This is a genomic window from Pedococcus sp. NPDC057267 (assembly GCF_042668795.1).
In the GTDB taxonomy this organism is placed as follows: Bacteria; Actinomycetota; Actinomycetes; order Actinomycetales; family Dermatophilaceae; genus Pedococcus.
In genome coordinates this window covers 1-16106 of record NZ_JBHUYG010000096.1, presented here as the reverse complement: position 1 = coordinate 16106, position 16106 = coordinate 1, and the positions used below count along the sequence as shown (strand labels likewise).

Genomic DNA, 16106 nt, shown 5'->3' with positions numbered 1-16106 from the left:
GTGTCGCGTGCCGCCCCTCCGTCCCGGGGGTGTGCGCTCAGGCGGGGACGCTGGCCACGCCCGGCGGCAGGAAGCGCGTGCCGGTGACCTTCTCCGAGACGCCCTCGCGGTCGAGCAGCGGCGTCAGGCCACCGTTCCAGAACTGGAAGCCGGCGCCGGTGATCATCGCCAGGTCGAGGTCCATCGGGGCCTGCGCGACGCCCTCGTCCAGCATCCGGCGGGCCTCGTCGGCCAGGACGCCGAGGACGCGCTCGCGGACCTCCTCGGTGGTGAGGACCACCGGGTCGGCGGCCTTGTCGAACAGCGCCTCGACCTCGGGGTCGACGACCGGCTTGCCCTCGGGCCAGGTGTAGATCGCCGGCTTCTTCGCGGCGACGACCTTGCGCAGGTTCTCCGACACGTAGAACCGGTCGGGGAACGCCCTGGCCAGGGTCTCGTTGTTGTGCAGCGCGATCGCAGGCCCGACGAGACCGAGCAGGATGAACGGCGGCATCGGCGCGAGGCCGGCGAACGCGCGGTCCGCCACCTCGATCGGCGTGCCCTCGTCGACGACCCGGGCGACCTCGCCCATGAAGCGGCCGAGCAGCCGGTTGACGATGAAGCTGGGGGAGTCCTTGACCAGGATCGTCGTCTTCTTCAGGCCCTTGCCGGTGGCGAACGCGGTGGCCAGCGTGGCGTCGTCGGTCTGCTCGCCCTTGATGATCTCGAGCAGCGGCATGACGGCGACCGGGTTGAAGAAGTGGAAGCCCACGACCCGCTCGGGGTGCTGCAGCTCCGAGGCCATCTCGGTGATCGACAGCGAGGAGGTGTTGGTCGCGAGGACGCACTCCTCGCCTACGATGGCCTCGACCTCGGCCCACACCTGCTTCTTGACCGACATCTCCTCGAAGACGGCCTCGAGCACGAAGTCGGCGTCGGCGAAGCCGTCCTTGGAGGTCGACCCGGTGACCAGGCCCTTGAGCCGGTTCGCCTTGTCGCCCCCGAGGCGGCCCTTGGCGAGCAGCTTGTCGACCTCGCCGTGCACGTAGCCGACCCCCTTGGCGACGCGCTCCTCGTCCAGGTCGGTCATGACGACCGGCACCTCGAGGTTCTTGGCGAACAGCAGCGCGAGCTGGCTGGCCATGAGGCCCGCCCCGACGATGCCGACCTTGGTGACCTTGCGGGCCAGCGACTTGTCCGGCGCCCCGGCGGGCCGCTTGGCGCGGCGCTGCACGAGGTCGAACGAGTACAGGCCGGCGCGCAGCTCGTCGCCCATGACGAGGTCGGCGAGCGCCTCGTCCTCGGCGGCGAAGCCCTCGTCGCGGGTGGCCGTGCGGGCCGCCTCGACGAGCTCCAGGGCGCGGTACGGCGCGGGGGACTTGCCGCCGGTCTTGAGGTCGACGACGCCCTTGGCGGCCTTGAGGGCGGCGGCCCACTCGGCCTCGTCGCGGCTCACCTCGGGGCGCTCGACGGTCGTCTCACCCGTGACGACCTTGGCCGCCCAGAGCAGCGACTCCTCGAGGAAGTCGGCTGGCTCGAACATGGCGTCGGCGATGCCCAGCTCGAAGGCCTGCGGGCCCTTGAGCATGCGGTTCATGTTCATCGGGTTGTCGATGATGACCTTGAGCGCGTTGGCAGGACCGACGAGGTTCGGCAGCAGCCAGCAGCCGCCCCACCCGGGGACGAGGCCGAGGAAGGTCTCGGGCAGCGCGATCGCGGGCACCCCGGACGAGATGGTGCGGTAGTCGGCGGACAGCGCGATCTCCACGCCACCCCCCATGGCCGCACCGTTGACGAACGCGAACGTCGGGACGGGCAGGTCCATGATGCCGGCGAATGCCGCGTGCCCGGCGCGGGCGACCCCGAGCGCGTCCTCGCGGGTGCGGGCCTGGCCCACGGCCTTGAGGTCGGCGCCGACCGCGAAGATGAACGGCTTGCCGGTGATGCCGACGGCCTGGATCTCACCCGCGTCGGCCCGCCGGCGCAGCTCCGCCACCGTGGCGACGAGGCCCTCGATGGTCTTGGGGCCGAACGTGTTCGGCTTGGTGTGGTCGAACCCGTTGTCGAGGGTGACGAGCGCGAGGGTGCCCGCGCCGCCGGGGAGGGCGATGTCGCGGACCGGGGTGTGGGTCACGACCTCCTCGAAGCCCTGGGCGGCCCTGTCCGCCGGGGCCTGCTGCTGGGTGTCCGTGCTCACGCTGCGTCCTCCTTGCCGTAGTCGGCGTGGTTGGGGTTCTCCCAGATGACCGCGCCGCCCATGCCGATGCCGATGCACATGGCGGTCATGCCGTAGCGCACCTCGGGGTGCTCCTCGAACTGGCGCGCGAGCTGGGTCATCAGCCGCACGCCGGAGGAGGCGAGGGGGTGGCCGGTGGCGATGGCGCCGCCGTACTGGTTGACGCGCTCGTCGTCGTCGGCGATGCCGAAGTGGTCGAGGAAAGCGAGCACCTGCACCGCGAACGCCTCGTTGAGCTCGAACAGGCCGATGTCGTCGATCGACAGGCCGGCCTTGCGCAGCGCCTTCTCGGCGGCGGGCACCGGGCCGATGCCCATGACCTCGGGCTCGACGCCGACGAAGGCGAAGTCGACGAGCCGCATCCGCACCGGCAGGCCGAGCTCCTCGGCGGCCTCGGCGGAGGCGAGGATGCACGCGGTGGCACCGTCGTTGAGGCCGGCGGAGTTGCCGGCGGTGACGTTGCCGTGCGGGCGGAACGGCGTCTTCAGCTGCGCGAGGTCCTCGACCGTGGTGCCGGGGCGCGGCGGCTCGTCCTGGGTGGCCAGGCCCCAGCCGAGCTCCTCGTGGCGGGTCGCGACCGGCACGAGGTCGGGCTGCACCTGGTTGTTGGCGTAGGCCTTGGCGAGCTTCTCCTGGGAGGCCACGGCATACGCGTCGCTGCGCTCCTTGGTGAGCTGCGGGAAGCGGTCGTGCAGGTTCTCGGCGGTCGAGCCCATGACGAGCGCGGACGGGTCGACGAGCTTCTCGGCGACGATCCGCGGGTTGGGGTCGACGCCCTCACCCATGGGGTGGCGGCCCATGTGCTCGACGCCGCCGGCGATCGCGACGTCGATGGCGCCGAACGCGATCGAGCTCGCGGTCGTCGTCACGGCGGTCATCGCGCCCGCGCACATGCGGTCGATCGAGTAGCCGGGGGTGGTCTTCGGCAGGCCGGAGAGCAGGGCAGCGATGCGGCCGAGGGTCAGGCCCTGGTCGCCGATCTGGGTCGTCGCGGCGATCGCGACCTCCTCCACCCGCTCCGGCGGCAGCTCGGGGTGGCGGCGGATGAGCTCACGGATGCATTTGATGACGAGGTCGTCGGCTCGGGTCTGGGCGTAGATGCCCTTCTCCCCGGCCTTGCCGAACGGCGTCCGGACGCCGTCGACGAACACGACCTCACGCAGAGTGCGGGGCACGAGTGGCCTCCCTTGGAAGGTGCGGGTGACACCGGTATGCCGGTGCGTACCGGTCGATGCTACCCGCGGGTAACCCGTGGGTCACGGCACCCCGGAAGTGAGGGCCGTCACCCGGGCGAGGACCCGCCGCGGGTCAGTCCGCGTCGGGTCATTCAGCGTCGGGTCGGTCGGCGTCGGCGTCCGGGTGGTCGGCGAACGCGCGCGCGACCATCGGGGCGACGATGTCGGTCTGCCACCGCCGCGCGCCCAGCCGGGCGAGCGCGTCGGCGAAGCCCTCAGCGCTGCGGTCGGCCGGCGGGGTCCAGACGACGCGGCGCAGCGGGTCGGGCGACAGGACGTTCTCGACGGGGACGTTGCGGTCGGCCGCGTACGCGGTGAGGTCGGCCCGGGCCTGCGACAGCCGGGCGGCCGCGACCGGGTCGCGTTCGGCCCACGCGCGCGCCGGGGGCGGCCCGTCGGAGCGCAGTGTCATCGGCGGCAGCTTGTCCTCCGGGATCTGACCCGCGCGGGCGACGGCCTCGAGCCACTGGCGCTGGTACCGGCGCACCGCGCGGTGGCCGCCGGGCAGCTGGTCGGGGCTGGACGGCGCCGCCATCGCGATGTCGACGATCGCGGCGTCGGGCAGCACGCGGCCGGGCGAGACGTCACGGTCCCGGGCGATGGCGTCGCGCGCCTCCCACAGCTCGCGGACCATCGCCGCGGTGCGGCGGTGCCGGACCTTGTGCATCCCGGACGTGCGGCGCCACGGGTCGATGCGCGGGGCCGGGCCGGTGAAGCCGAGCAGCGCCTCGAACTCCTCGCGGGCCCAGCCGTCCTTGCCCTGGCGCGCGAGGTCGACACCCATGAGGTTGCGCAGGTCGACGAGGACCTCGACGTCGAGGGCGGCGTAGCGCAGCCACGGCTCCGGCAGGGGGCGGGTCGACCAGTCGACGGCCGAGTGCTCCTTGGCGAGCGAGAGCCCGAGGTAGTGCTCGACGACGGCGGCCAGGCCGACCCGGGGCAGGCCGAGCAACCGACCGGCGAGCTCGGTGTCGAAGAGCTGACGCGGTCGCAGGCCCACCTCGGCGAGGCAGGCGAGGTCCTGGGTCGCGGCGTGCAGGATCCACTCGGCGTTGCCGATGGCCTCGTCGACCGGGGACAGGTCGGGGCAGGCGATGGGGTCGATCAGCCACGTGCCGGCGCCCTCCCGGCGCAGCTGCACGAGGTACGCGCGCTGGCCGTACCGGTAACCGCTCGCACGCTCGGCGTCGAGCGCCACCGGTCCCTCGCCGGCCCGGATGGCGCGGGCCGCCTCCATGAGCGCGCGCTCGGTCTCGACGACCGGGGGCACGCCCTCGGCGGGCATGTCGAGGGGGATGAGGTCGACCGCCGGGGTGGCGTCGGGCGCCGGGTCCAGCTCGGCGTCACGCGCGGCGTCGGTGTCGGTCACCGGCCCAACCTACCGGCTGGGTCCCTCAGCGGCGTGGGCCCGGCAGGGCGATGACGCCCTCGGGCAGCGGAGGCAGGCCGGCGATGGTGCACAGCAGGTCCGACCACGCGAGCAGGTGGGCGCCCACGTTGCCGGTCACCGGGGTCCACGAGGCGCGCACCTCCATCTCGACGCTGGCCGGCCGGTCGGACAGCCCGGCGAAGCTCTCGGAGACCACGCGGGTGACCGTGCCGGCCTCCGCGGTGTAGCCGACGTGGTGGCTGTCGAGCGCGTCGACGAGCCACGACCAGCCGACGGCGCCGAGCATGGGGTCGGTCGCCAGCTCGGGCTCGAGCTCGGCCCGCGCGAACGTCACCGCACGCCAGGCGCCGTCCCACGGCTCGGGCACGGACGGGTCGTGCAGCAGGACGAAGCGGCCCGAGGCGAGCTCGTCCTCGTCCGCGGCCGCGCCCACCACCTCGGCGGTGAGGGCCACGGCATACGGCGCGATGCGCTGCGGCGCCGGCACCTCGGTGAGCCGGATCTCGGCGCGCAGGCGCGCTCCACGCAGATCGGCCAACGCCTGCGCGAACTCGGGTGAGTGGTCTCCGGGGACCGTTCGGCTGCCCACCGTCAGAGCGTATGCCGAGGGGTCACGTATCACAGGCAACGCCGCGCCGCACGGGGTGTCGGGCGGTCCAGGGCCTCCGCGTGGACGCCCCGCGAGCGCGCCGGCTCAGGGTGGGTACCGTGCGCGCATGGTCTCCCTGCTCGCCCTCGCGTCGAGCGCCGTGTGGGGGACGTCGGACTTCTTCGCGGGGCTGTTCTCGCGCCGGCGCCCGGCGGTCGCGGTGGTCGGCTGGACGCAGGCCCTGGCCTTCCTCGTCATCTCGGTCGTGGTGCTCACCCAGCTCGGGCACGTGCCGTGGCACGGCTGGCCGCTGTGGTCCGTGGCCGCGGGCCTGTCCGGCCTCACCGGGCTGCTCTGCTTCTACACGGCGCTGTCGATCGGGACGATGGGTGTCGTCGCCCCGATCGCCGCGCTCGGGGTCGCGGTGCCGGTGCTGCTCGGTGTGGCCACGGGCGACGAGCCCGGCCCGTGGACGTGGGTGGGCATCCTCGTCGCGGTCATCGGCGTCACCCTCGCCTCGGGGCCGGAGCTCAGCGGTGACGTGTCGCCGCGGCCGGTGGTGCTGGCCGGGGTCGCCGCCGTCGGGTTCGGCCTGGCGCTGTTCTGCATCGACCGGGGGGCGCGCACCTCGACCCTGATGACGCTGTGGGGGATGCGGGCCACCTCGGTCGTCGTCTTCACCGTGGTGGCGCTCGTGGCGCGCTCGGTCGGCGGCGTCGTGGCCCGCGAGCTCCCGGCGCTGCTGGTCATCGGCTGCGGGGACATGCTCGCCAACATCCTCTTCGGCCTGGCCAGCAGCCGTGGCCAGGTCAGCATCGCGAGCGTCCTGGGGTCGCTCTACCCGGTCGTCACGATCCTGCTGGCCCGGGTGGTGCTCAAGGAGCGGCTGCGCGCGATCCAGCGCGTGGGCGCCGTCCTGTCCCTCGTCGGCGCCGCGGTCATCGCCCTCTGAGCAGGACCGCGACGCGCCCGGGACGCTGCCGCACGTGGGACAGGCCCTCAGGCGGGGCTGACGCCGTACCGGTCGAAGTGCTGCCCGGGCACCACGTCGGCCGCCGCCGCGGTGACGATCGCGTCCGTGCCCTCGCGGACCGTCTGGGGGCCGGAGTGGCCGTTGAGGTCGGTCGCGGTGTAGCCCGGGTCGACCGCGCAGACCCGCACGTCCGGCAGGGCCTTGGCGTAGAGCGTCGTCACCATGTTGAGCGCGGCCTTGGACGACTGGTACGCGAGCCCCGGGACCCTCGACTCGGTCCGTGAGGGGTCGTTGACCAGCTGGATCGAGCCGAGCCCGCTGGACACCATGACCAGCCTCGGCCGCCGCGAGGCGGTGAGCAGCGGCAGGAAGGCGTGCGTCACCCGCGCCGGCCCGAGCAGGTTGACGTCGAGGACCGGCAGGAGGTCCGCCGGTGTCGTCTCCAGGGTGGGGCGTCCGCCACCGATGACCCCGGCGTTGTTGACGAGGACGTCGAGCCCCGTGCCCGACCCCGAGACGACCTCGTACGCCTTGGCGACGGAGTCGTCGTCCGTCACGTCGAGCTCGACGAACCGCACGGCCGCGTCGGGGTGCGCGGCGGAGACCTCGCGCGCGGCGGTCTCGCCGCGCTCGCGGTCCCGGGCCGCCATCCACACGGTCCAGCCGAGCTCGGCCAGCCGGTGCGAGGTCTCCAGGCCCAGGCCCTTGTTGGCCCCGGTGACGAGGACGGTGGTGGGGGTGCGGCCCGTGGGGGCGTCGGGAGCGGTGTCGGTGGTCGTTGTCATGGGACCACCGTGCGGCTGCCGCCGGCCCGCCGGAAGGGACGGCTCGTCGTGGGAGCGGCAGTCCTACCCACGCCAGGGCGCGGCAGGGGATGCTGGATGCGTGCCACCCGACCGCCCCCGCCTCGCTGCCGTCCTGCGCCGCGCCCGTGAGGCCGTGCGCCCGGAGGACGTCGGCCTCGCGGCCGGGTCACGGCGCCGGGTGCCGGGCCTGCGCCGCGAGGAGCTCGCGCTCCTGGCCGGGATCAGCGTCGACTACGTGGTCCGGCTGGAGCAGGGCCGCGGACCCCAACCGTCCACCCAGGTGCTCGGCGCGCTGGCGCGAGCCCTGCGCCTGGACGTCGACGCCCGGGACGAGCTGTTCCGGCTGGCCGGGAGCCCCCCACCGGAGCAGGGCACGGTCGACGTGCACGTGCGTCCCTCGGTCCTGCGGCTCATCGACCGGTTCGCCGACCTGCCCGCGCTGGTCCAGAGCGCCAAGGGTGACGTGCTCGCCTGGAACGCCATGTCGGCGGCGCTGCAGGGGGACTGGTCCAGCCTTCGGCCCGAGCAGCGTAACCTCGCCCGCCTGCGGTTCCTGCCCGACCCCGTCGGCGAGCGGATGACACCCGTCGGCGGCACGCCGGAGGAGCGTGCCGCGATCGCGCGCCAGAGCGTGGCCAACCTGCGGCGGGCGGCGGCGCGCTACCCGCGCGATCCCGACCTCCAGCGGCTCCTGCGCGACCTGCGGACGGGCTCGCCGGAGTTCGCGCAGCTGTGGGACGACACGACGGCCGGCGCCTGGCGCAGCCACCGCAAGACCCTGCTCCACCCGGCGGTCGGGCCGCTCACCCTCGAGTGCGACACGCTGCACGTCCCGGACGCCGACCAGCTGCTCGTCGTCTACTCGGCGGCGCCGGGCACGCCGGAGGCCGAGGCCCTGGCGCTGCTGCGGGTGCTCGGGACCCAGGACCTCCAGGAGCGGGCCGGGGCGTCCGGAGGAGTCGCGCGGCCGACCTAGGATTGCCCGGTGACCTCCCCAGCAGACTCCGCCCTCGTCCGGGCCGCCCGGCGCCAGCCCGTGCCGCACACCCCCGTGTGGTTCATGCGCCAGGCCGGGCGCTCGCTGCCGGAGTACCGCAAGGTCCGTGAGGGCGTCGGGATGCTCGAGTCCTGCCGGCGCCCCGACCTCGTCACCGAGATCACCCTGCAGCCCGTCCGCCGCCACGGCGTGGACGCCGCGATCTTCTTCTCCGACATCGTCGTCCCGCTCGCGGCGGTCGGCGTGGACCTCGACATCGTCGCCGGTGTCGGCCCGGTCGTCGCCAAGCCGGTCCGCACCCGGGCCGACCTCGACCGGCTGCCCGAGCTCACCCCCGAGCACGTCCCCGACATCACCGAGTCGGTGCGGCTCCTCACCGCCGAGCTGGGAGCGACGCCGCTCATCGGGTTCGCAGGGGCGCCGTTCACCCTGGCCAGCTACCTCGTCGAGGGTGGCCCGAGCAAGAACCACGAGCACACCAAGGCGCTCATGTACGGCGACCCGCAGCTGTGGCACGACCTGTGCGCCCGGCTCGCCCAGATCTCCGGTGCCTTCCTCGACGTGCAGGCCGCCGCCGGCGCCTCGGCGGTCCAGCTGTTCGACTCCTGGGTCGGGGCGCTGCCCCGGGCCGACTACGAGAGGTTCGTCCAGCCCCACTCCGCGGCGGCGCTCGCGGCGGTGGAGGCACGCGGCACACCGCGCATCCACTTCGGCGTCGGCACCGGCGAGCTGCTCGCGTCGATGGGCGCCGCCGGCGCCGACGTCGTGGGCGTGGACTTCCGGGTGTCGCTCACGGACGCGATCGCCCGCCTCGGCGGCGCGTATGCCGTGCAGGGCAACCTCGACCCCGCCCTCCTCTTCGCTCCCTGGGAGGCCCTCGAGGCCAAGGTGCGCGAGATCGTCGAGGAGGGCCGGGCGGCGCCGGGCCACATCTTCAACCTGGGCCACGGCGTCCTGCCCGACACCGACCCCGACGTCCTCACCCGCGTCGTCGAGCTCGTCCACGAGGTCAGCGCGCGCTGACCCACGTCCTCACTGAGGCAGCGCGGCAGGCGGCGCCGCGAGCGGCCGGCGCCGGCGCAGCCACACGAGCACCGGCAGGCCGACGAGCGCCAGCAGCACCGCGAACGGCAGCACCGCGCCCACCACGGTGAGGGCCACGGTCGCCGAGCCGGTGAAGGCGTCCCACCCGCTGCGCAGGCCCGCCAGGAAGCCGGTGTCGGCCTTCCTCGGCTGCACCACCTCGGGCTGGGTGGTGAGGCTGACCTGGACCGGCGACATCGCGACGCTGTCCTTGAGCGAGGCGAGCTGCGCCTCGAGCGCCTCGAGGTCGGACTCCCGGCGGGTCAGCTCGGCCTCGAGCGTGACCACCTGGTCCAGACCCTTCGCCTGGTCGAGGAACGCTCGCACCCGGGCCACGCTGACCCGCATGGTCTCCAGGCGGGACTGGGTGTCGACGATCTGGGATCCGACGTCCTCGCTGGCGGTCGTGGAGCGCAGGACCGTGCCCACCGAGGCGAGGTCGGCCACGACCGTGTCGAGCTTGTCGCTGGGCACGGAGACGGTGATCTCGCCGTAGGTGGTGGCGCTGACCTTCGAGCGCTCGGCGGGCGGTGCGGTGCCGTCCGTCGTGCCGATGTTCTCGGACAGGATGATCCCGTCCGAGGCCGCTGTCGTGGCGCGGACGCGCGCCACCGCCTGCGAGATGCTCTTCACCTCCAGCGCCACGGAGGCACGGCGGGCGAGCTGCTGTTGGGCGGCGCGCAGGCTCGCGGGCGAGACCTGCTGCGCCGCGGAGCCCGAGGCGCCCGAGGACTTCCCGCCGGACGAGGGCTGGGCGGGGGAGCCGGACGAGCCGGCCGACCCGTCGGCGAGGGACTTCGCGCCGCCCCCGCCGGACGCGGAGTCGACCCGGGCCGCGCCGCTGGAGCTGTCGCTGCTCCCGCCCGCGCAGCCGGCGAGGACGAGGGCGGCGACGGCGGCAGTGAGCGCGGCCGTGACGCGGACGGTGGGACGGTGTGTCGGGACTGGCATGACGACCCCCTACGGGTGAGCGGCGGAACCTGCTGACACCGGTGCGACTGGCCCTGGAACCGCGACGTTCCCAGCCCGCGGTATCGGAACAGTCACGGTCTTGACAGCATGTGGACATGCTTCGGTCACGAGTCGTCGTCATCGGGGGCGGGATCTCCGGGCTTGCCTGCGCCTGGGCCCTGACGCGTGCGGATGCCGCGGTGTCGGTCACCGTCCTCGACGCCAGTGACCGCCCGGGCGGCAAGTTGCGCCGCGAGCCGGTCGCCGGCTTCGCGCTGGACGTGGGGGCCGAGTCGGTGCTCGCCCGGCGCCCGGAGGCCATCGCACTCATGGACGAGGTCGGGCTGGCCGGGCACCGTGTCCACCCCGCGACGACCTCGGCCTCGATCTGGTCGCGTGGCGAGCTCCAGCCCATGCCGAAGGGCACGCTCATGGGCATCCCGTCGACCCCCGCGTCGGCCGCCGGCATCCTCAGCCCGGACGAGGTCGCCCGCCTCGCGGACGAGCAGCCGTGGACCGGTGGCGACTTCGACGACGTGTCCGTGGGCGACTACGTCGCGGCCCGCCTCGGCGACGCCGTGGTGGACCGGCTGGTCGAGCCCCTCCTCGGCGGCGTGTACGCCGGGCAGGCCCGGTCGCTGTCGCTGCGGGCGTGCCTGCCGCAGGTGTTCGAGGCCGCCCGCCGCGGCGGCTCGCTCCTGGGGGAGGCTGCGGCGGCCGCGGCGCGGGCGGCGGCGGCGAACGAGGCGGCGGTGACCGCCTCGGCCTCCTCGGGCTCGGCGCCGGTCCCGGTGGCCGGCTCGGGGCCCACCCCCGTCTTCGCCGGGCTCGAGGGAGGGATCGGCCGCCTGGCCGAGGTCCTCACCGAGCAGCTGCGTGCCGAGGGCGTGGAGGTCCGCAGCGAGACCATCGCCCGCGAGGTGGCGCCGCGGCCGGAGTCCGAGGGGGGCGGCTGGTCGGTCGTCGTGGGTCCGCGTACGGCGCCCGAGCGCCTCCTCGCCGACGCCGTCGTGCTCGCCACGCCGGCCCTTCCCACGAGCCGCCTGCTCACGCCCCACGCCCCAGCCGCTGCCCGCGAGCTCGGCGACATCCCCTACGCCTCGATGGCCATCGTGACCCTGGCCGTCGGCGTTGACGACGCCCAGGACGCCGCCCGCCACCTGCCCGGCTCGGGCTTCCTCGTCCCGGCCACCGAGGGGCGCACCATCAAGGCCAGCACCTTCACGTCCTCGAAGTGGGGGTGGGTGGCGCAGACCGCCGACGACCTGGTCTTCCTGCGCGCGTCCGTGGGTCGCTACGGCGAGACGAGCGACCTGCAGCGGCCCGACAACGAGCTCGAGGCGCTCGCCGTGGCCGAGGTCAGCGAGGCGCTGGGGCACCCGCTGCCGCGGCTGGTCGACGCGCACGTCCAGCGGTGGGGAGGGGCCCTGCCCCAGTACACCGTCGGGCACGTCGACCGCGTCTCCCGGATCCGGGCCGGGGTCGCGTCCCTGCCGGGGCTGGAGGTGGCCGGCGCGGCATACGACGGTGTGGGCATCCCCGCCTGCGTCGCGAGCGGTCGGGCGGCGGCCGAGGCGGTCCTGACCCACCTGCGGACCCGCGCCGAGCAGGGGTGACAATGGCTGCATGAGCAGCAAGCCCTCCCCGTCCCGCATCCGTGAGATCAACGACTCGATCCGGTATGCCATGTGGTCCGTCTTCTCGGTCACCGCACCGCTGGGCGAGAACCGCGACGTGGTCGCCAAGGAGGTCGAGGAGCTGTTCGCCTCGCTCGTGGAGACCGGCGTCGTCGTGCGCGGGGTCTACGAGCTCGGCGGCATGCGCGCCGACGCCGACTTCATGGTCTGGTGGCACGCCGAGCGCATGGAGGACCTGCAGGCGGCCTACCGTGCCCTGCTGCGCACCGAGCTCGGGCGGCAGCTCGAGAGCACCTGGTCCGCGGCCGCGCTGCACCGCCCCGCGGAGTTCAACAAGAGCCACATCCCGGCGTTCCTCGCCGACGAGAACCCCAAGGACTGGATCTGCGTCTACCCGTTCGTGCGGTCCTACGAGTGGTACCTGCTCGAGGACAAGGAGCGCCGCGACATGCTGCGCGAGCACGGGCAGATGGCGCGCGAGTACCCCGACGTCCGCGCCAACACCATCGCCTCGTTCGCGCTGAACGACTACGAGTGGGTCCTGGCGTTCGAGGCCGACGAGCTGCACCGCATCGTCGACCTGATGCGTGAGCTGCGGGCCTCCCGCGCGCGGATGCACGTCCGCGAGGAGGTCCCGTTCCACACCGGTCGCCGGGTCGAGGTGGCCGACCTGGTCGCGTCGCTGCGCTGATGTCGTTCCCGGTGACCGACCTGCTCACGCGGTGGGTGGTGTCGCCGTTCGGGACCGCGCTCGCCGTCACGCTCGCCGTGGGCTACGTCCTCGCGCTGCGAGCCGGCCGGTCCCACGGCCACCGGGTGGGCGTGCTGCGCACGCTGGCCTTCCTCGGGCTCGGGGTCGGCTCGCTGGTGCTGGCGACCGACGGCGGGCTGGCCGCGGACCGTGGACACTCGTTCGTCGCCGCCGCTGCGCAGTCGGCCGTGCTGGCCGCGATCACGCCGGTCGGCCTCGCGCTCGGCGACCCGGTGGGGGTGGCGCGTCGTGCGCTGGGCGGGGGAGTGCAGCGGCTGGACCGCGTGCTGTCCGGCCGCGTGGCGCGCGTGGTGATGTTCCCGCTGCTGGCCTCGGTCGTCGCGACGGCGGTGCACCTGCTGCTCTTCGTCACCCCGTGGCTCGCCGACAGCCTGCGCGACGACTGGCTGCGCGAGGCGACGTATGCCGTGCTGCTCGGCACCGGGGTCCTCTTCACCCTGCCGCTGCTCGCCGACGAGCTGGTGCCGCAGTGGTGCACGGCCGGCGTGCGTGTGCTGATCGGCTTCGCCGACGGCCTGTTCGACGCGGTGCCCGGCGTGGTCGTGATGGCGTCGCCGGCCCTCTTGGGGGCGCCGGTGGCGGCCTACCTCGCGGCACCGGACCCGCTGTGGCAGCAGCGGCTCGGCGGTGGCGCGATGTTCGGCATCGCCGAGGCGGTCGGCCTGCCGCTGCTCGCGGCCACGGTCCTGGCCTGGGTGCGTGCCGACGCCAGGGAGGCGGCCGCCGTCGACGCCCGGCTGGACCGCGAACGAGCCGAGCAAACGGCAGAGGAGACCGTGACCGCAGGACCCGAGACGCCGGTCGCCGAGCCCCTGCTCGACCGGCCGTGGTGGGAGACCGACCCGCGGTTCGCGCACCGACGCCCCCGCCCGTGAACCGGGCCCGCCCGTGAACCGGGCCCGCCCGTGAACCGGGGCCGCCCCTGAACCGGGGCCGCCCCTGCAACGCCGCCGCGGCGCGGGCACGATGGGCGCATGACCCCCGCCGCCTCACCTGACCTCGACCGCTTCGTCAGCGCCCAGGACGAGGGCGGGACGTACTCGACGGCCCTCGCCGAGCTGCGCGCCGGCTCCAAGCGAAGCCACTGGATGTGGTTCGTCTTCCCCCAGGTGGCGGGACTCGGGTCCAGCCCGATGGCGCGCGAGTACGCCGTCTCCGGCGTCGAGGAGGCCCGCGCCTACCTCGCGCACCCCGTCCTCGGCCCGCGGCTGCTCGAGTGCGCGCAGGCGCTGCTCGACCTGGGCGGCTCGGACCCGCAGGCCGTGCTGGGCGGCATCGACGCGGTGAAGCTCCGGTCGTCGATGACGCTCTTCGCGCACGCGGCGGAGCACGACGAGGACCGCGCGGTGTTCCGCGCGGTCCTGTCGCAGTACTACGGCGGCGAGGAGGACCCGGCCACGATCGTCCGGCTCTGAGGCAGCGCCCGGGCCGGGCTGACGGGCCGGTCAGGGCCCGTCAGCGGGGCGTCGTGCCTCAGGCGTCGGCCTTCGGCCGCAGGGTCAGGCTGATCGAGTTGATGCAGTAGCGCTGGTCGGTGGGTGTGTCGTACCCCTCGCCCTCGAAGACGTGCCCGAGGTGGCTGCCGCAGGTGGCGCAGCGGACCTCGACCCGCTTCATGCCGAGGCTGTTGTCCTCGATGTACTCGACGGTGTCCCCGGCGAGCGGCGAGTAGAACGACGGCCAGCCGCAGTGGCTCTCGAACTTGGTGTCCGAGGTGAACAGCTCGGCGCCGCAGGCCCGACAGGCGTAGACGCCCTCGGTGGTCGTGTCGGTGTACTTGCCGACGAAGGGTCGCTCGGTGCCGGCGCGGCGCAGGACGTCGTACTCGGCGGGGCTGAGCTCGGCCCGCCACTGCTCGTCGGTCTTGCTCACGGCATACGTGCGGTCGGTGCTCTTCATGCTCACGGTTCGTCGCCCTCTCGTGTCTCGGATGGGTGGGCACAGGGTGCAACGCCACGCACCCCCGAAATGGTCCCGCAGGCCCACAAATGGGCCGGGGCCGTCGGACCCCCCGGGCTAGGCTCGGCCCATGGCGGCGGCGAAGGCGACCGAGATCGAGGTGCCCGGGGGGCCGGACGGCGGACGGACGGTGCGGATCTCGAGCCCTGACCGGCTCATCTGGCCCGACGACGACGCGACCCCCGGGGGGATCACCAAGCTGGCGCTGGCGCAGTATGCCGTCGACGTCGCCGACGGCCTCATGCGGGCGCTCGACCACCGCCCGGTGACCCTGCAGCGGTTCCCCGAGGGGATCGAGGGCGAGGAGTTCTGGACCAAGAACCCGCCCAAGGGCATGCCGGACTTCATCGAGCCGGTGATGTGCACCTACCCGAGCGGTCGCCGGCACCTCCAGGTCGTCGTCGACGAGCCGGCCGCGGCCGTCTGGGCCGTGCAGATGAACACCGTGACGTTCCACCCCTGGCCGGTCCGCACGAGCGACGTCGACCGGCCCGACGAGCTGCGCATCGACCTGGACCCGCAGCCCGGCCGCGACTTCCGTGACGCGGTCGAGGCGGCCTACGCGCTCAAGGACGTGCTGGCCGAGATCGGCCTCACCGGCTGGCCCAAGACCTCGGGCAACCGCGGGGTGCACGTCTTCGTCCGGGTGGCGCCCACGCACGAGTTCCTCGACGTCCGGCACGGCGTCATCGGGATCGCCCGCGAGCTCGAGCGCCGGCTGCCCGACCTCGTGACCACCTCCTGGTGGAAGGAGGAGCGCGGGGAACGGGTGTTCGTCGACTTCAACCAGGCCTGCCGCGACCGCACGATCGCCTCGGCCTACAGCCCGCGGCCGCTACCCGGCGCCCCGGTGAGCATGCCCGTCACGTGGGAGTCCCTGCGCGACGTCGACCCGGGCGACTTCACCGTCCTGACCGTCCCGGGCATCCTTGCCGCCGACGGTGACGCCTGGGCGGGCATCGACGACGCCGTCGGCGACGTCGCCGCCGCGATCGCCCTGTGGGACCGCGACGTGCACGAGCGGGGCCTCGGGGAGCTCAACTTCCCGCCGGACTACCCCAAGATGCCGGGGGAGCCGCCGCGGGTGCAGCCGAGCAAGCGGCGCAAGGACAAGGGCGACGAGGAGTACATGGGCCCCAAGGCCGACCGCGACGCCGACCTCAAGGCGCTCTGGGGGCCGGTCGTGCCGCCGGTGCCCCCCATGCTGGCCAAGCCGGTCAAGGCGATCCCGCGCGACGGTGGCTACCTCTTCGAGCCCAAGTGGGACGGCTTCCGGTCGATCATCTTCCGGTCCGGGGACACGGTCGAGATCGGCAGCCGCAACGAGAAGCCGATGACCCGGTACTTCCCCGAGGTCGTCGAAGCGGTCCTGCAGAGCTTCCCCGAGAGGGCGGTCATCGACGGCGAGATCGTCCTCGTCAGCCCGGAGGGTGGCGACCGCCTCGACTTCGACGCCCTGCAGCAGCGGATCCACCCCGCGGCCAGCCGGGTCAAGCGGC

15 protein-coding genes are annotated in these 16106 nt (G+C 73.9%); 8 read left to right on the top strand and 7 right to left on the bottom strand.

The features are described 5' to 3' along the window. Positions 1-37: 37 nt before the first annotated feature. From ACFUC1_RS17120 to ACFUC1_RS17105, 4 genes are all read right to left on the bottom strand, one after another. Positions 38-2176: a 3-hydroxyacyl-CoA dehydrogenase NAD-binding domain-containing protein gene (locus ACFUC1_RS17120; RefSeq protein WP_379121938.1), complete on the bottom strand. Its 2139-nt coding sequence runs from the start codon at positions 2174-2176 to the stop codon at positions 38-40. Next, positions 2173-3390, bottom strand: a complete 1218-nt coding sequence (locus ACFUC1_RS17115; RefSeq protein WP_379121936.1) for a thiolase family protein — start codon at positions 3388-3390, stop codon at positions 2173-2175. Before ACFUC1_RS17115 ends, ACFUC1_RS17120 begins: the two co-directional genes overlap by 4 nt. A gap of 148 nt (positions 3391-3538) precedes the next feature. Further along, on the bottom strand, positions 3539-4819 hold the full coding sequence (locus tag ACFUC1_RS17110; RefSeq protein ID WP_379121934.1) for an HRDC domain-containing protein: 1281 nt from the start codon (positions 4817-4819) through the stop codon (positions 3539-3541). Positions 4820-4844: 25 nt separating this feature from the next. Then, on the bottom strand, positions 4845-5429 hold the full coding sequence (locus ACFUC1_RS17105) for a DUF3000 domain-containing protein (protein ID WP_379121932.1): 585 nt from the start codon (positions 5427-5429) through the stop codon (positions 4845-4847). 127 nt (positions 5430-5556) lie between these two features. Between ACFUC1_RS17105 and ACFUC1_RS17100 the strand changes: the two genes are divergently transcribed. After that, on the top strand, positions 5557-6381 hold the full coding sequence (locus ACFUC1_RS17100; RefSeq protein ID WP_379121930.1) for a DMT family transporter: 825 nt from the start codon (positions 5557-5559) through the stop codon (positions 6379-6381). Between the two features lie 47 nt (positions 6382-6428). Here ACFUC1_RS17100 and ACFUC1_RS17095 read toward each other — a convergent pair whose 3' ends face one another. Beyond that, entirely contained in the window at positions 6429-7187 is a 759-nt protein-coding gene (locus tag ACFUC1_RS17095) for an SDR family NAD(P)-dependent oxidoreductase (protein WP_379121928.1), read from the bottom strand. Positions 7188-7287: 100 nt separating this feature from the next. On the opposite strand from ACFUC1_RS17095, the gene ACFUC1_RS17090 reads away from it, so the two are divergent. Together ACFUC1_RS17090 and hemE are read left to right on the top strand one after the other, a co-directional pair. Further along, positions 7288-8184, top strand: coding sequence for a helix-turn-helix domain-containing protein (locus ACFUC1_RS17090; protein ID WP_379121926.1), 897 nt, complete (start codon positions 7288-7290; stop codon positions 8182-8184). A gap of 9 nt (positions 8185-8193) precedes the next feature. Next, positions 8194-9228 (top strand): uroporphyrinogen decarboxylase, encoded by a 1035-nt coding sequence (hemE, locus tag ACFUC1_RS17085; RefSeq protein ID WP_379121924.1) that lies wholly within the window; start codon positions 8194-8196, stop codon positions 9226-9228. A 9-nt stretch (positions 9229-9237) separates the two neighbouring features. Here hemE and ACFUC1_RS17080 read toward each other — a convergent pair whose 3' ends face one another. After that, entirely contained in the window at positions 9238-10239 is a 1002-nt protein-coding gene (locus tag ACFUC1_RS17080) for a DUF4349 domain-containing protein (RefSeq protein WP_379121922.1), read from the bottom strand. Positions 10240-10355: 116 nt separating this feature from the next. Here ACFUC1_RS17080 and hemG point away from each other — a divergent pair, with 116 nt between their 5' ends. From hemG to ACFUC1_RS17060, 4 genes are all read left to right on the top strand, one after another. Then, entirely contained in the window at positions 10356-11855 is a 1500-nt protein-coding gene (hemG, locus tag ACFUC1_RS17075; RefSeq protein WP_379121920.1) for a protoporphyrinogen oxidase, read from the top strand. 10 nt (positions 11856-11865) lie between these two features. Next, positions 11866-12567 (top strand): hydrogen peroxide-dependent heme synthase, encoded by a 702-nt coding sequence (gene hemQ, locus ACFUC1_RS17070; RefSeq protein ID WP_379121918.1) that lies wholly within the window; start codon positions 11866-11868, stop codon positions 12565-12567. Further along, the gene (locus tag ACFUC1_RS17065) at positions 12567-13523 is read left to right on the top strand and encodes a cytochrome c oxidase assembly protein (protein ID WP_379121916.1); all 957 of its coding nucleotides are present in this window, start codon (positions 12567-12569) and stop codon (positions 13521-13523) included. The genes hemQ and ACFUC1_RS17065 overlap by 1 nt, the downstream gene beginning before the upstream one ends. Before the next feature lie 99 nt (positions 13524-13622). Beyond that, on the top strand, positions 13623-14063 hold the full coding sequence (locus ACFUC1_RS17060; RefSeq protein ID WP_379121914.1) for a DUF1810 domain-containing protein: 441 nt from the start codon (positions 13623-13625) through the stop codon (positions 14061-14063). Between the two features lie 58 nt (positions 14064-14121). On the opposite strand, the gene msrB is transcribed toward ACFUC1_RS17060, so the two are convergent. Beyond that, complete coding sequence (msrB, locus tag ACFUC1_RS17055) at positions 14122-14547, bottom strand: peptide-methionine (R)-S-oxide reductase MsrB (RefSeq protein WP_379121912.1); 426 nt, start codon at positions 14545-14547, stop codon at positions 14122-14124. 130 nt (positions 14548-14677) lie between these two features. On the opposite strand from msrB, the gene ligD reads away from it, so the two are divergent. Next, on the top strand, positions 14678-16106 hold a 1429-nt coding region (ligD, locus tag ACFUC1_RS17050; protein ID WP_379121910.1), incomplete at its 3' end, for a non-homologous end-joining DNA ligase.

Excerpts from the sequence above, each read along its gene's own strand:
- ACFUC1_RS17080 (WP_379121922.1), bottom strand. The coding sequence starts at position 10,239 with ATGCCAGTCCCGACACACCGTCCCACCGTCCGCGTCACGGCCGCGCTC.
- ACFUC1_RS17060 (WP_379121914.1), top strand. The coding sequence starts at position 13,623 with ATGACCCCCGCCGCCTCACCTGACCTCGACCGCTTCGTCAGCGCCCAG.
- hemQ (WP_379121918.1), top strand. The coding sequence starts at position 11,866 with ATGAGCAGCAAGCCCTCCCCGTCCCGCATCCGTGAGATCAACGACTCG.
- msrB (WP_379121912.1), bottom strand. The coding sequence starts at position 14,547 with ATGAAGAGCACCGACCGCACGTATGCCGTGAGCAAGACCGACGAGCAG.
- ACFUC1_RS17065 (WP_379121916.1), top strand. The coding sequence starts at position 12,567 with ATGTCGTTCCCGGTGACCGACCTGCTCACGCGGTGGGTGGTGTCGCCG.
- hemG (WP_379121920.1), top strand. The coding sequence starts at position 10,356 with ATGCTTCGGTCACGAGTCGTCGTCATCGGGGGCGGGATCTCCGGGCTT.
- ACFUC1_RS17095 (WP_379121928.1), bottom strand. The coding sequence starts at position 7,187 with ATGACAACGACCACCGACACCGCTCCCGACGCCCCCACGGGCCGCACC.
- ACFUC1_RS17100 (WP_379121930.1), top strand. The coding sequence starts at position 5,557 with ATGGTCTCCCTGCTCGCCCTCGCGTCGAGCGCCGTGTGGGGGACGTCG.